Raw genomic sequence first — 13,790 nt, forward strand, 5'->3', positions numbered from 1 at the left:
TCACATCCGTTCCGGCGCGGACACGCCCAGCAGGTCCAGGCCGTTGGCCAGCACCTGGCTGGTGGCGTCGTTCAGCCACAGGCGAGTGCGGTTGACGTCGGTCACCGGTTCGTCACCCAGGGGTGCGATGCGGCAGGCGTCGTACCAGCGGTGGTAGGCGCCGGCGATGACCTCAAGATGGCGGGCCACCCGGTGCGGCTCACGCAGTTCTGCGGCCTTGGCCACGATGGATGGGTAGCTGCCCAGGTAGGAGAGCAGTTCGTTTTCAGTGGCATGGTCCAGTAGGGAAGCGTCAAACGCGCTGCGGTCCACGCCTGCAGCCACGGCGTTGCGGGCCGCGCCGCGGGTGCGAGCATGGGCGTACTGGACGTAGAACACCGGGTTCTCGTTGCTGTGCTTCTTCAGCAGGTCAGGGTCAAGGGTCAGCGGCGAGTCTGCCGGGAAACGGGCCAGGGAGTAGCGCACCGCGTCCTTGCCCAGCCAGTCAATGAGGTCCTTGAGCTCGATGATGTTGCCGGCACGCTTGGACAGCTTGGCGCCGTTGACGGAGACCAGCTGGCCGATCAGCACCTCGATGTTGACCTCGGGGTCATCACCTGCGGCGGCCGCAATGGCCTTGAGCCGGTAGATGTAGCCGTGGTGGTCCGCGCCGAGCAGGTAGATTTTCTCGGTGTAGCCGCGGTCCTTCTTGGACAGGTAGTAGGCAGCGTCGGCAGCGAAGTAGGTGGGTTCGCCGTTCGCGCGGATCATGACGCGGTCCTTATCGTCACCGAAGTCCGTGGTCCGCAGCCAGACCGCACCGCCGTCGTCGAACACATGGCCCTGCTCGCGGAGGCGCGCTACGGCACTTTCAATAGCGCCGGCGTCGTGCAGTTCCTGCTCGGAGAAGAACACATCGAAATCGACGCCGAAATCGGCGAGCGTGGCTTTGATGTCCTTCATCTGGGCTTCGTATGCGGCGGCACGGATGACCGGAATGGCCGCCACTTCGGTCAGCTCGCGGATGTCCGGGTGCGCGGTAAGCACCTCGTGGCCCAGGTCCGCGATGTACTGGCCGGGGTAGCCGCCGTCCGGGACCGGAAGTCCGTGAAGCCGGTTGTAGACCGACTGCGCGAAGACGTTCATCTGTGTGCCGGCGTCGTTGATGTAGTACTCCGCGGTGACTTCAGCGCCGGACGCACGCAGCACCCGGGCGATGGCGTCGCCGAGAGCGGCCCAGCGGGTATGCCCGATGTGCAGCGGTCCGGTGGGATTGGCCGAGACGAACTCCATGTTCACGGTGTGTCCGGCGAGCGCCGAGTTCGTGCCGTACTGCGGGCCCGCTTCGACGATGGCCTTGGCGAGGGCGCCGGCGGCACCGGCATCCACGGTGATGTTAAGGAACCCGGGGCCGGCGATATCCACGGCAGCGACGCCGTTGATGGACTTCAGCCGGGCGCTCAGGACGGTGGCGAATTCGCGCGGGTTGGTGCCGGCCTGCTTGGACAGCTGGAGGGCGATGCTGGTGGCCCAGTCGCCGTGTTCCCGGTTCTTCGGTCGCTCCACGCGCACCTCATCAGGGACAGCTGATGCGGAAAGCGCGATTTCGCCAGCGGCGACGGCGTCTTTCAGGCAGGCGGATATGGCGAGGGAGAGTTCTTCGGGAGTCACCCCTCTAGCCTACCGGGGGCCGCCACTGGGACGAATTTGGGGTGGCTCGTGACTGGTTCCGCACAACTTTCCGCACAGCGGACGCACTGCTGATTCACAGCGTGAACCATTACGCTGAATCCGACGTTGAGTACAGCGTAAGCACCCAGCCCACGAAACGAGCCCCATCATGAGACCGTCAGTCCGCAAGAGTGTTTTCGTCGGCATCGCCGGCCTGTCCCTCGCTGGAACGGTAGCCGGCTGCGCGCCGTCGGCCACGCCCGCGGTGCCCGCTGCGACTTCCGACAGCACGTCCGGCGCCACAACTGCCCCTTCCGGCACGGCATCATCGCCGGCCAGTAGCGCCTCCCTCTACCAGGACGGCACCTACAGCGCTGACGGCACCTATGTTTCCCCCAACGGGACCGAAACCGTGGGGGTTGAGCTGACGCTCGCCGCGGGCACGGTCACGGCCGTGAACATCACCCAGCACCCCTCGAACCCCAACACCCGGAAATTCCAGGGCGAATTCGCGGGCGGGATCGCAGCGCAGGTTGTGGGCAAGAGCATCGACGAACTCAACGTCTCCAAGGTGGCGGGATCCTCGCTCACCAGCGGCGGCTTCAACCAGGCCCTGGACAAGATCAAGGCCGAGGCCCAGTAGGCCGTGCCGGACCCGGAGGACTTCCGCTTCGACGGGATCGGAACCCGTTGGGAAATCTCCACCCCCCGTCCGCTTGACGCCAGCGTCCGTGCCCGGCTGCTCGCCTTCGTGGAACGGTACGACGGCGACTGGTCCCGGTTTAGGTCCGATTCGACCGTGCGTGCCATGGCCCGGCAGCCCGGGCGGTATGAGCTGCCGCCGGAAGCGGCGGACCTTGGCCGGCTGTACCGCTCGCTGTATGAGATCACCGGCGGTGCAATGACGCCGCTGATCGGCGGCAGCCTGGAGCGCCTCGGGTACGACGCCGCCTATTCCCTGCGGCCGGCAGGAAACGCGCTTCCGGCACCCCGCTGGGAGGACGTCCTGACGTGGGACGGCAACGTGCTGACCACCACCGCTCCCCTGGTCCTGGACATCGGTGCCGCCGGCAAGGGGCAACTGGTGGACCTTCTCGCTATTGAGCTGCGCTCCTGCGGCGTGGACTCCTTCGTGATTGATGCCAGCGGCGACCTGCTGCACCGCGGGCCTGATCCGGTCTCCGTGGCATTGGAGCACCCGTACGATCCGGCAAGGGCCATCGGGACCGTGCCGCTGGCAGGCGGCGCCTTGTGCGCGTCAGCCTCAAACAGACGGGCGTGGGGCGACGGCCTGCACCATGTGCTCGATGCCACAACAGGCCTGCCCGTCAGTACGGCGGTAGCCACGTGGACCATGGCAGAAAGCACCATGGTGGCCGATGCCCTGGCCACCGCCCTGTTCTTTGTCCCCGGCCAAGAACTGGAACGGAGCTTCGACTTTTCCTGGCTGACAGTTTTTTCTGATGGAAGTGCTGCCTACTCGGCCGGATTTGAAGGGACACTGTTCTCATGAGCCCCGTTGACGCCCCCAAGGCAACCGCCGTTTTCACTGCCGGCCGGCTGGACACCCTGCTGGGCAAGTACACGATGTACCGGCTGATCCTGCTGGTGCTGGCAGCCCTTGCCGCGTACAGCCTCCTGCTCAATGCCCTTGGCTGGCTCACGTTCGGCATTCCGCAGATGCTCGTCCACTTAGTGCTGTGTCTTGGCCTGACGTACGTGTCCAACCGAGGGCTGGCTGCCCTTTTCCACGTCCGCCCGCATTCCGAATCGTCGCTGATCACCGGTCTGCTGCTGTACTTCCTCTTCTGGCCTACCTTTATGCCCCTGGATATGGCGGGAGTGGCCCTGGCGTGTGTGCTGGCCTCCGCTTCGAAATACGCGCTGGCCTGGCGTGGCCGGCACATCTTCAACCCAGCCGCCGCCGGGGCGTTTGTCACCGGGCTGACGGGGCTGAACATCGCGACATGGTGGGCCGCCACACCTGCCATGCTGTGGCTGCTGGTCCCGGGCGTCCTCCTGGTGCTCTACCGGACGCGTAAGTTGCCCATGGCGGCCGTGTTCCTTGTGGTTGCGACATCAATTGTGAGCGCTGAGCTGCTGCAGGCAGGGCTTACCCTGGGCAGCGCACTCTGGCAGGCCCTGGCGCAGCGGCCGCTGCTGTTCTTCGTCGGCTTTATGCTGACGGAGCCGCTCACCCTCGCGCCGCGCCGCTGGCAGCAGCTCGCGCTCGCCGCACTGGTTGGCGTGGTGTTCGCAGTGCCGTACAACCTCGGCTTCATCGCCAACTCGCCGGAACTGGCCCTGCTGGTCGGCAACCTGCTGGCGTTCCTTGTGGGCCAGCGCGGCGGGCTCAGGCTCCGGTTCGCTGGCTCCCGTCCCCTGACACCCAGCACCACAGAGTTCGCCTTTGAACCGTCCCGGCACGTCCGGTTTGTGCCGGGGCAGTACATGGAACTGGATCTGCCGCACGCCAAGTCTGACGGCAAAGGCCGACGCCGGGTGTTCAGTTTGACCAGCGCCCCGGGTTCGGAGACGGTGAAGTTTGGCGTCCGGACGGCTGAGCCCCTGTCCGCGGCGAAGAAAGTCCTGCTGGACCTGAAGCCTGGTGATGAGGTGGCCGCCACGTCCGTGGGCGGAGATTTTGTCCTGCCCCGCGATCCCCGGACCCCGGTCCTCCTGATCGCCGCGGGCATCGGTATCACGCCCTATCTTGCGCATCTGGCTTCCGGCGCCGCGCAGGACCGGGACGTGGTTCTCCTCCTGCTGGCACGCAACGCTGCCGAAATTGCCTACACCGCTGAGCTGCAGGCGTCCGGGGCACGCATCCTGGCACGCCTCGCTGACGGTTCGGTCCCGCCACCGTTCATCACCGATGCCGGGACGCTGGAATCCGGGGGCGCTGCAGCTGGCGCCCGGCTGGACGGAGATTTCCTGAAGGCCCTCGTTCCCGACATTGCCGGCCGCGCTGTCTACATCTCCGGGTCCCCTGCGAGCGTCGCATCGCTGCGCCGTGCAGCCCATAAGGCTGGCGCGCACCGGGTGCACGTGGACTCTTTTTCGGGCTACTGAACAGGGCCGTTTTTCCTTGCAGGCACCTTCCTGCTAAGCTCTAGGACGTCCCGCTGGCAACGGCAGGATCCCTGAATTGCCCTCGTAGCTCAGGGGATAGAGCGTCTGCCTCCGGAGCAGAAGGTCGTTGGTTCGATTCCAATCGAGGGCACAGATGTAACCCCCGCCGCTTACAAAAGCGGCGGGGGTTTCTGCGTTCCTCCCCCATAGGCGCGAGCGGACACTTGAGGCCCTGTCGAGCTGGGCAGCCGGACACTGGAGGCCCTGCCGAGCTGGGCAGCCGGACACATGAAGCCCTACCAAGCTGGCGCGGCCGGACACCGGCCGCATGTTTTTTGCGACGCGGCTGTGGCACCCCGGTTTATTGCGACGCGGCTGTGGCACCCCGGTTTTTTGCGACGCGGCTGTGGCACCCCGGTTTATTGCGGCGGGCTGTGGCACCCCGGTTTATTGCGGCGCGGCTGTGGCACGCCGGCTTGTCGGACTCCGCGGCTGACGCTGCGCCTCAATACCCAGCCCGCGACATGGCCCGCGCTAAGGCGGCGTGGTGCACAAGGCCCCAGTTGTTTCCGGCGCTGGCAACGTCGGTGGTTCCCAGTCGGGGTGTTCGCTGGCGTAGTGCCGTCCGGTGGGTGATATCCAGCCGGGTGGTTCGTTCTTGGTGGCGGTGGTGGGTTTCCACCCGGTGATGTGTCTGAGCCTGTGGTGCTTGCGGCACGGCTGGCCGAGATTGTGGATCCCGGTGGCGCCGCCGTGGGCCCAGGCGAGGAGGTGGTCGGCCTCGTTGTCGAGGGAGTGGTTGCTGCAGCCGGGGAACGGGCACTTCCCGTCGCGAAGTCTGAGCCATTGGCGTTGGGCTTTCGTGAGCCGGTAGCTGGTCCGCCCGATCTCGAGCGGTGCGCCGTCGCGGGGGTCGATGAGGACGCGGTGGAAGGATTCGGCGCCGTCGGCGATCAGGTGGCGGGCCATGGACGGCGGGATCGGGCCGTATCCGTCGAGCATGGCGGGTTCGTCGGTCTGGCCCAGCAGCGCCATGACCGGGACCGTGATCAACACCTGCGCCCGCGGTGACGGAACACCAGCAGCCACGCTGCCGCCGTCCATATCTGTCTGGTCACCGGTTCCGCCGAGGAGCCAGGTGGCGGCGGTGTCGGCGCGGAGCTGGCTGAGGTTCCGGTCCTCATGAGGCCCTTGGAGGGCACGGGCTGCGGTGGTGGTGCGGTTCCAGATCCCGGCCGCCTGGTCGGCGGGGAGGTAGGCGGAGAGCCAGGCCATGCCGTCCCGGTCCGGGGCGTATTCCAGGCGCCGGTCGGCTGCGCTCTTGATGTGGCGTTTTTCGATGCTGACCGGGTGGTGGCGTTCCCGCCAGGTCCGGGCCTTGTGCCGGAACCTGCCGGGGATGAGCTCACCGGCGAAGCCGCGTGCCGGATTCACCACATGAGGGTCCAGGAAATGCGCCTCCAACGCCTGCGCCCCGGCGGGGTCAAGGTTGGTGGTTTCGTCGACCATGATCCGGGCGTGCTGCCACGAGATCGTCCCGGCCTGCAGCGCGGAGAATGTCAGTGGCAGGGCAGTGGTCAGGGAGTGCGCCTCGGCAAGGAGGGCGCCGGCGGCCCGTTCGCTGACCGTCAGCACACACGCGACCTCCGCGACCACGGCCATCTCCTGCCCGGTATTGTCCTCGGGCGACGCTGCAGGGCCCGCCAAAGCCTCGGCAGCGGCGGAGTAACCGGCGGCCAGCCAGGCCTTCAGGGCGGCACTTTTCGCGTCCAGCCGTGAGATCTCGGCCAGCCCGTCCAGGAAACCATCCGCCCGCCGACGCATAGGATCAGCGTCCCCGGAACAGCCGGAATCGGTCCCGTCCCGGAGCACAGAAGCAAGCTCAGCGAAGGACACCGAAAGGGCCTCCGCCGTCGCCACAGCCGCTCTGCTATCCATACCCAAATCATCCTGCGAGGGACTGACAATAACGGCGAGGCTGAACGGCTATGTGCATAACTCCGCGAAACAACGATCCGTGCCTCCAGCCGCCGCGGCAGTTCAGGGCCACAGCTGTCCTTTCGGCCCATGAAACGGGGCCTCAACTGTCCGTTCGCCCTGGGTTGAGTGAGCCTTCATCAGATTGTCAGCACCCCCTCGTAGGCTGATTCAACGTACTCGAGGGGGTAGGCCATGCACGTTCCAGCTACATTCTGTTCCATCATTCCGCCTTACATACTGCGGCGGTTGGCTCGCCTGGACGAGCCTCGGTTTTCTGCCGCCGCGCGGGCTGCCAAGGAAGCGCTAAGCCACGTCCGGTCAGTCCAGTCAGCCCGTACCCAGCCGGCTCCGGCCGCTCCCCCGGCACTGCGCGACGTCCGTCCCGGCCCACCCAACAGGAGCATCTACGATGCCGGCGGATCCGAGATCCTACCCGGAAAGCTCGTACGTAAGGAAAGCGAACCGGCTTCCGGCGATCAGTCCGCTGATGAGGCGTACGACGGCCTTGGGCACACGCATCGCCTGTTTGCCGACATCTTCGGCCGTAACTCCATCGACGGCGAAGGACTGCCGCTCGATGCCACGGTGCACTTTGGCAAGCTCTACGACAATGCTTTCTGGGACGGCCGCCAGATGGTCTTCGGTGACGGCGACGGCGAAGTCTTCGAACGATTTACGCGGTCGCTGAGCGTCATCGGGCACGAACTCACTCACGGCGTCACGCAGCACTCGGCGGGGTTGGCTTACCGCAACCAGGCCGGTGCCATCAACGAATCCATGTCCGACGTTTTCGGCGCGCTCGTGGAGCAGTACCTGAACAGCCAGTCCGTGACCGACGCCAGCTGGCTGATCGGCGAAGGACTCTTCACGCCCCAGGTTGAGGGATCGGCTCTCCGATCCCTCAAGGCCCCGGGCACAGCGTACGACGACGACGTGCTGGGTAAGGACCCCCAGCCCGATTCGATGGACTCGTACGTGCGAACCAGCGCGGACAACGGCGGCGTCCACATCAACTCCGGGATCCCCAACAGGGCCTTCTACCTCACGGCGGAGACCCTGGGCGGCAACGCCTGGGAGGCGCCGGGACGGATCTGGTACGACGCACTGACGGGCGGCTCGCTGCCTGCCACCGCCACCTTCCGCGTCTTCGCGAGGGCGACGGCGGCATCCGCCGTCGACCTGTTCGGCACCGATTCGCCGGAGCATGACGCCGTGCGGCAGGCGTGGGAAACTGTGAAGGTCAAGCTTTAGTTGAACGCCTGCCCGCCGCCAGCCGGCGGCCAGGCTGCAGGAAAGCCCAGGACCCAGGCCATGAAGATCAGTGTGGAGCGGAGCGGCGGCATCGCAGCCCTGACCCGCGTATGGACAGTGCACGCCCAGACCGCGAGCGCCAAAAGCCAGTGGCAACCCATTGTGGAAGCATGCCCTTGGGACACGGTGCCCAAGACCGTCCGGGCCGCAGCCGCGGAGGTGCAGGACAACCAGCCGGACCGATTTATCTATTCAATCCGGGCGGGCCAGCGGCGGGCAGCGCTGCCGGAGCAGGCTGTCACAGGACCATGGCGTGTGCTGGTCGACACCACCCGGGCGGCAGCCGAGGACAGCCCCGACCGGCGGGGTCCTGTGCAGGCTTAGCTGCGTCTCCAGTCAGCCTGCTGTTACCAGTTGCCCCCGGAACGCCCGTCGGTAGGACTGCGGACTGGTGTCCAGCACCTTGGCAAAGTGATGCCGGAGCAGGACGGGGTGGCCAAAGCCGGATTCCCGGGCAACCTCGTCGATGTTCAGGTCAGTGGATTCCAACAGCTCCTGCGCCCGGAGGACCCGCTGCGAGTTCAGCCAGGCAGCCGGTGTGGCCCCGGTTTCGGACCGGAAGCGGCGGGCGAAGGTCCTGGCTGACATGTGGACGCGGGACGCCAACTCAACGACGGTGTGCTCCTGCTCCAGGTTCTGCACCATCCAGCGCAACAACTCTTCCATCGGCGCCGATCCACAGGCTGGCACGGGCCGGTCGATGAACTGAGCCTGGCCACCGTCACGGTGCGGCGGCACCACCATGTCCCGCGCAATGGCGGCAGCCACGTTGGCGCCCAACTCAACGCGCACCAGATGAAGGCAGGCATCAATTCCTGCCGCTGTTCCGGCGCTGGTGATCAGGTTGCCGTCCTGCACATAGAGCACGTTTTCATCGACCTGCACTTCCGGGTACCGGTTTGCGAGTTCATGGGAATAGTGCCAGTGCGTGGTGCAACGCCGCCCGTTCAGCAGACCGGCGCGGGCCAGGGCAAAGGCTCCGGAACAGATGGACATCACCCAGGCTCCACGGGCGTGCGCGGCGCGCAATGCCTCCAGCACGGATTCCGGAACGTCGTCGTCGCGTCCGAAGGGGGACATGATCACGAGGTCCGCGTCCGCCGTTGCCTCCAATCCCAGCGAAACATTCAAGGAGAGTCCCGATTTCATCCGGACGTTACCGGGTTCGGGTGTGCAGACCCGGAAGTCGAACGCCGGAACGTTGCTGCCGCGTCCTGATCTGTCGATGCCAAAAACCTCGCAGGCGGTGGCGAACTCGAACACAGAGAAGTTGGGAACTACGATGACTGCCACTGATTTGAGCATGCTTCTATTATGGCAGAAATTCGATCTTTTTGGGCATTTCTGCCACTGTTTCTTCACCGTCCACGGGAGCAGCATTGAGTCATGGAAATCTTCGGAATCGCCCTAGTGGTCCTGCTCCTCGTTGTTCTCGCCGCCACCATCTCAGCGCTCCTGCGTGATGGCCGCGGCCACACCCCGCCCATCACCTCAGACCAGCCTTGGTCCGCCCTGGACCTGCCCAGCGTTAACTACACCCTGCGCATTTTCTAACCAGAAGGCATGCCTCAACCCGTCATTGTTAACCCATCCGTACTAACACCAAGGGACCCGGCTCATGTGAGCCGGGTCCCTTCCTCCTGTTCTGATTGAGTGGCGTCCGGGAAGGCGGGAAGGCGGGATCAACGGCCGGGCCGACGGCGGGATTGACGGCGGCAAGCGCGGGAAACAGGCGCCGCCCCAGTAGACTGGCTGCAGCCATGACATTTCATATCTCCTACCCTGCTGAGCTGCCCGTTTCCGAGCGCCGCGAGGACCTGAAGGCTGCCATTGCAGCGAACCAGGTGACCATCATCGCCGGCGAGACCGGCTCCGGCAAGACCACCCAGATTCCCAAAATGTGCCTCGAGCTGGGCCTGGGCGACAACGGCCTGATCGGGCACACCCAGCCGCGGCGGCTCGCAGCCCGCACCGTCGCTGAGCGCATCGCCGAGGAACTCGGTGTGGAGATCGGCCAGGAAGTCGGCTTCCAGGTGCGGTTCACGGGCGAAGTCAGCCGCGCCACCAAGGTCAAGCTCATGACCGACGGCATCTTGCTCGCAGAGATCCAGCGGGACAAGCTGCTGCGCAAATACAACGCCATCATCATTGACGAAGCGCACGAGCGCAGCCTCAATATCGACTTCATCCTGGGCTACCTCAAGCGCATCCTGCCGCAGCGGCCGGACCTGAAAATCATCATCACCTCGGCTACGATCGATCCGGAGCGGTTCGCGAAACACTTCGGGTCCGACGACGAGCCCTCCCCCATCATCGAGGTGTCCGGGCGCACGTTCCCGGTGGAGATCCGGTACAGGCCGCTGTCCCAGCCGGCCGGCGGACCCGCCGATGGCGAAGATGCAGACGCCTCAGATGACGAACTCGAAGAGGACCGCGATCCGCTCGACGCCGTCTGCGACGCCGTTGACGAACTCGCCACCGAGGCCCCCGGCGACATCCTGGTCTTTTTCTCCGGCGAGCGCGAAATCCGCGACGCAGCAGAGGCACTCAACGCCAGGATCCAGTCCAACCGGCGCCTTGCCGGCACCGAGGTGCTCCCGCTGTTCGCCCGCCTGAGCCTGCAGGAACAGCACAAGGTGTTCCACCCCGGCAAAAACCGCCGGATTGTGCTGGCCACCAACGTGGCCGAGACGTCCCTGACGGTCCCGGGCATCAAGTACGTCATCGACACCGGCACGGCCCGCATCTCCCGCTACTCGCACCGCACCAAAGTCCAGCGGCTGCCCATCGAGCGCGTGTCGCAGGCTTCGGCGAACCAGCGCTCCGGCCGGTGCGGCCGTGTGTCGGACGGAATCGCCATCCGGCTCTATTCGGAAGAGGACTTCGGGTCCCGGCCGCTGTTCACGGATCCGGAAATCCTGCGCACCAACCTGGCGGCAGTCATCCTGCAGATGACCGCCATGGGCGTTGCCCGTGGGCCCAAGGACGTGGAGAACTTCCCGTTCGTCGAGCCGCCTGACTCGCGGGCAATCAACGACGGCGTTACGCTCCTGCGCGAGCTCGGCGCCCTGAATGCCGTGAGACCGCAAAACGCACCAGCGGACGCCAAGAGCGGCGGACTCACCGCCGTCGGACAGCAGCTTGCCCAGCTGCCGGTGGATCCCCGCCTCGGCAGGATGATCGTGGAGGCCGGCAAGCGCGGCTGCGTCCGCGAGGTAATGATCCTCGCCGCGGCGCTGACCATCCAGGACCCGCGTGAGCGTCCCACGGACAAGCAGCAGCTCGCTGCCGAGAAGCATGCCCGCTTCCGTGACGAAAACTCTGACTTCACCGGCTTCCTGAACCTGTGGAACTACCTGCAGGAGAAACAGGAGGAACTCTCGTCCACCCAGTTCCGCCGCCTGTGCCGGACCGAGTTCATCAACTACCTTCGCGTCAGGGAATGGCAGGATCTCTTCGCCCAGCTCCGCCAGATGGCCCGCCCGCTCGGGATCAGCCTGGACAACAAGCGCCTTGCCGATCCTGTGGGCAACCACGAGGGCATCCACATGAGCCTGCTGTCGGGCCTCCTCAGCCACATCGGCATCCTGGACGAGCGCAAGCGCGAATACGCAGGTGCCCGCGGCAGCCGGTTCGCCATCTTCCCCGGTTCGTCGCTCTTCAAGAAGTCCCCCACGTTTGTGATGGCTGCCGAACTCGTGGAGACGAGCCGCCTCTGGGCCAGGGTCGCAGCCAAGTTCGATCCCGTCTGGGCGGAGCAGGTGGCACCGGACCTCGTTAAGCGCAGCTACAGCGAGCCGCACTGGTCCACCAAAATGGGCGCGGTCATGGCCTACGAGAAGGTCACCCTGTACGGCGTGCCCATCATCCCGCAGCGCCGGGTCAACTACAGCCGAGTGGATCCTGTGCTGGCCCGCGAGCTGTTCATCCGGCACGCCCTGGTGGAAGGCGATTGGAAAACGCACCACAAGTTCTTCCACCGCAACCGCGCCCTGCTTCTGGAGGTCGAGGAGCTCGAAGCCAGGATGCGCCGCCGCGACCTGCTGGTGGACGACGAAACGCTGTTTGAGTTCTACGACGCCAGGATCGGCCCCGACGTTGTATCCGAACGGCACTTCGACAAATGGTGGAAGGAGGCCCGGCAGCAGAATCCGGACCTCCTCGACTACGACAAGTCATTGCTGCTCAACAACGACGCCGATGACCTGGACGAGGCCGCTTATCCGAAGACGCTGTTGCACAAGGGCTTCGAGCTGCCACTCAGCTACGAGTTCCACCCTGTGGCGCCCGGGTCACCGCCCAACCCGTCCGACGGCGTCACGGCCGAAGTCCCGGTGCTCTTCCTGAACCAGCTCGATGATGCCGCCTTCCGCTGGCTGATCCCCGGCCAGCGTGCCGAGCTCGTGGCTGCCCTGATCAAGTCCCTGCCCAAGCAGGTCCGCAAGAACTTCGTCCCTGCTCCCGATGTGGCCCGGCAAGCCGTTGCCGCCCTGGAATCGGACTTTGATCCGGCCCACGATGAGCTGGAAGCTTCACTGGAACTGGCCCTGCGCCGGATCCGCGGCCACGTCATCCCTCCCGGTTCCTGGAACTGGGACGCGGTGCCGTCCCACCTGCGGGTGAGCTTCAAGGTTGTGGATACCCAGGGCAAGGCGCTGGACGAGGGCAAGGACCTCGCGGCCCTGCAGGAGCGACTGGCCCCGGCAACACGCCGCGCCATTGCTGAATCCCTGGGGGCGACGCCGGGAACCACCGGGCCGCAGTCTCGGGGAAATTCGAAGACACCCGGAAGGTCCGGCGGGAACGTACCCGCTTCGTCGGCTGGCGGAAATGCAGCCGGCAGCGGCACAGGCTTCACGGAACAGTCCGGCCTGACGGAGTGGGCCTTCGGCACGGTGCAGCGGCAGGTCAGCAACACCGTCAACGGCCACATGGTCACCGGCTATCCGGCGTTGGTGGATGAAGGAACATCCGTGGCGCTGCGAGTCTTCCAGACCTCGTCGGAGCAGCTCGAGGCCATGCGCGGCGGTGTGATCCGGCTCCTCGCCCTCCGAGTACCCGCACCGGACCGCTACGTTCTGGAGCACCTCAACAACACCGAAAAGCTGACGTTCAGCCAGAATCCGCACGGTTCCGTGTCAGCCCTCATTGCCGATTGCGCCCTCGCTGCCGTGGACAAACTGACCCCGGCGGAACTCCCGTGGGACCGGGCGTCCTTCGACGCCCTCTACGAGCAGGTCCGGGCAGAACTCATCGATACCGTCTTTAGCGTGACGGCCGTGGTGGAGCGGGTCCTGGCCAGCACCCGGCGGATTGAGAAACAGCTGAAGGGCACCACCAGCCTCGCACTCATCAGCGCCCTGAACGACGTCAGGAGCCAGCTCGAGCAGCTGGTGTTCCCGGGATTCGTAGCCCGCACCGGCTACAAGCAGCTGAGCCAGCTCCCCCGCTACCTTGCCGCCATCGAGAAACGCCTCGAAAAGCTCCCCGGCAACGTTCAGCGGGATGGCCTGAGCATGGCCGCGGTCCAGCGGCTGGAAGACGATTACGACGACGCCGTGTCGGCGCTGCTGCCAGGGCGTCGGGTGGGTGCCGAACTGACGCAGGTCCGCTGGATGATCGAGGAGCTGCGGGTGAGCCTCTTCGCCGTCGAACTCGGAACGGCCTATTCCGTCTCCGAAAAGCGGATCCGGGCTGTCCTTAACAAGGCGCTCGCGCCGGCCTAGGCCGGCAGGAAAAGACCTTGCCGGCCCACGGCTGGCGCGGGCAAGTCCTGG

Annotated in this window: 10 protein-coding genes and 1 tRNA gene; 8 read left to right on the forward strand and 3 right to left on the reverse strand. The window is 65.7% G+C overall.

Features of this window, described 5'->3' with window-relative positions; genetic code table 11:
- Positions 1–1,650 carry an arginine--tRNA ligase gene (argS, locus tag NIBR502772_RS16310; protein ID WP_141140979.1) on the reverse strand — a complete coding sequence of 550 codons (1,650 nt, stop codon included), beginning with the start codon at positions 1,648–1,650 and terminating at the stop codon, positions 1–3.
- Between the two features lie 169 nt (positions 1,651–1,819).
- Here argS and NIBR502772_RS16315 point away from each other — a divergent pair, with 169 nt between their 5' ends.
- The 4 genes from NIBR502772_RS16315 (at position 1,820) to NIBR502772_RS16330 (ending at position 4,873) form a co-directional block, all read left to right on the forward strand.
- Complete coding sequence (locus NIBR502772_RS16315) at positions 1,820–2,293, forward strand: hypothetical protein (protein WP_058931999.1); 474 nt, start codon at positions 1,820–1,822, stop codon at positions 2,291–2,293.
- Positions 2,294–2,296: 3 nt separating this feature from the next.
- Entirely contained in the window at positions 2,297–3,163 is an 867-nt protein-coding gene (locus tag NIBR502772_RS16320; RefSeq protein WP_141140980.1) for an FAD:protein FMN transferase, read from the forward strand.
- Positions 3,160–4,722, forward strand: coding sequence for a ferredoxin--NADP reductase (locus NIBR502772_RS16325; RefSeq protein WP_141140981.1), 1,563 nt, complete (start codon positions 3,160–3,162; stop codon positions 4,720–4,722). Before NIBR502772_RS16320 ends, NIBR502772_RS16325 begins: the two co-directional genes overlap by 4 nt.
- A 78-nt stretch (positions 4,723–4,800) precedes the next feature.
- A tRNA-Arg gene (locus NIBR502772_RS16330) sits at positions 4,801–4,873 on the forward strand.
- A gap of 383 nt (positions 4,874–5,256) precedes the next feature.
- Here NIBR502772_RS16330 and NIBR502772_RS16335 read toward each other — a convergent pair.
- Complete coding sequence (locus tag NIBR502772_RS16335; protein WP_141140982.1) at positions 5,257–6,660, reverse strand: HNH endonuclease signature motif containing protein; 1,404 nt, start codon at positions 6,658–6,660, stop codon at positions 5,257–5,259.
- Between the two features lie 234 nt (positions 6,661–6,894).
- On the opposite strand from NIBR502772_RS16335, the gene NIBR502772_RS16340 reads away from it, so the two are divergent.
- Positions 6,895–7,953, forward strand: coding sequence for a M4 family metallopeptidase (locus NIBR502772_RS16340; protein WP_141140983.1), 1,059 nt, complete (start codon positions 6,895–6,897; stop codon positions 7,951–7,953).
- Between the two features lie 60 nt (positions 7,954–8,013).
- On the forward strand, positions 8,014–8,337 hold the full coding sequence (locus NIBR502772_RS16345; protein WP_141140984.1) for a protealysin inhibitor emfourin: 324 nt from the start codon (positions 8,014–8,016) through the stop codon (positions 8,335–8,337).
- Positions 8,338–8,349: 12 nt separating this feature from the next.
- Here NIBR502772_RS16345 and NIBR502772_RS16350 read toward each other — a convergent pair whose 3' ends face one another.
- Complete coding sequence (locus NIBR502772_RS16350) at positions 8,350–9,318, reverse strand: GlxA family transcriptional regulator (protein WP_141140985.1); 969 nt, start codon at positions 9,316–9,318, stop codon at positions 8,350–8,352.
- Positions 9,319–9,399: 81 nt separating this feature from the next.
- Here NIBR502772_RS16350 and NIBR502772_RS22465 point away from each other — a divergent pair, with 81 nt between their 5' ends.
- Positions 9,400–9,567 (forward strand): hypothetical protein, encoded by a 168-nt coding sequence (locus NIBR502772_RS22465; protein WP_168223558.1) that lies wholly within the window; start codon positions 9,400–9,402, stop codon positions 9,565–9,567.
- A gap of 206 nt (positions 9,568–9,773) precedes the next feature.
- Positions 9,774–13,739 (forward strand): ATP-dependent RNA helicase HrpA, encoded by a 3,966-nt coding sequence (gene hrpA, locus NIBR502772_RS16355; protein ID WP_141140986.1) that lies wholly within the window; start codon positions 9,774–9,776, stop codon positions 13,737–13,739.
- The last annotated feature ends 51 nt before the right edge of the window (positions 13,740–13,790 follow it).

It is taken from the genome of Pseudarthrobacter sp. NIBRBAC000502772, from assembly GCF_006517235.1.
Taxonomy (GTDB): Bacteria; Actinomycetota; Actinomycetes; order Actinomycetales; family Micrococcaceae; genus Arthrobacter.

Excerpts from the sequence above, each read along its gene's own strand:
- NIBR502772_RS16350 (WP_141140985.1), bottom strand. The coding sequence starts at position 9,318 with ATGCTCAAATCAGTGGCAGTCATCGTAGTTCCCAACTTCTCTGTGTTC.
- hrpA (WP_141140986.1), top strand. The coding sequence starts at position 9,774 with ATGACATTTCATATCTCCTACCCTGCTGAGCTGCCCGTTTCCGAGCGC.
- NIBR502772_RS16345 (WP_141140984.1), top strand. The coding sequence starts at position 8,014 with ATGAAGATCAGTGTGGAGCGGAGCGGCGGCATCGCAGCCCTGACCCGC.
- NIBR502772_RS16325 (WP_141140981.1), top strand. The coding sequence starts at position 3,160 with ATGAGCCCCGTTGACGCCCCCAAGGCAACCGCCGTTTTCACTGCCGGC.
- NIBR502772_RS16335 (WP_141140982.1), bottom strand. The coding sequence starts at position 6,660 with ATGGATAGCAGAGCGGCTGTGGCGACGGCGGAGGCCCTTTCGGTGTCC.
- NIBR502772_RS22465 (WP_168223558.1), top strand. The coding sequence starts at position 9,400 with ATGGAAATCTTCGGAATCGCCCTAGTGGTCCTGCTCCTCGTTGTTCTC.
- NIBR502772_RS16340 (WP_141140983.1), top strand. The coding sequence starts at position 6,895 with ATGCACGTTCCAGCTACATTCTGTTCCATCATTCCGCCTTACATACTG.
- NIBR502772_RS16315 (WP_058931999.1), top strand. The coding sequence starts at position 1,820 with ATGAGACCGTCAGTCCGCAAGAGTGTTTTCGTCGGCATCGCCGGCCTG.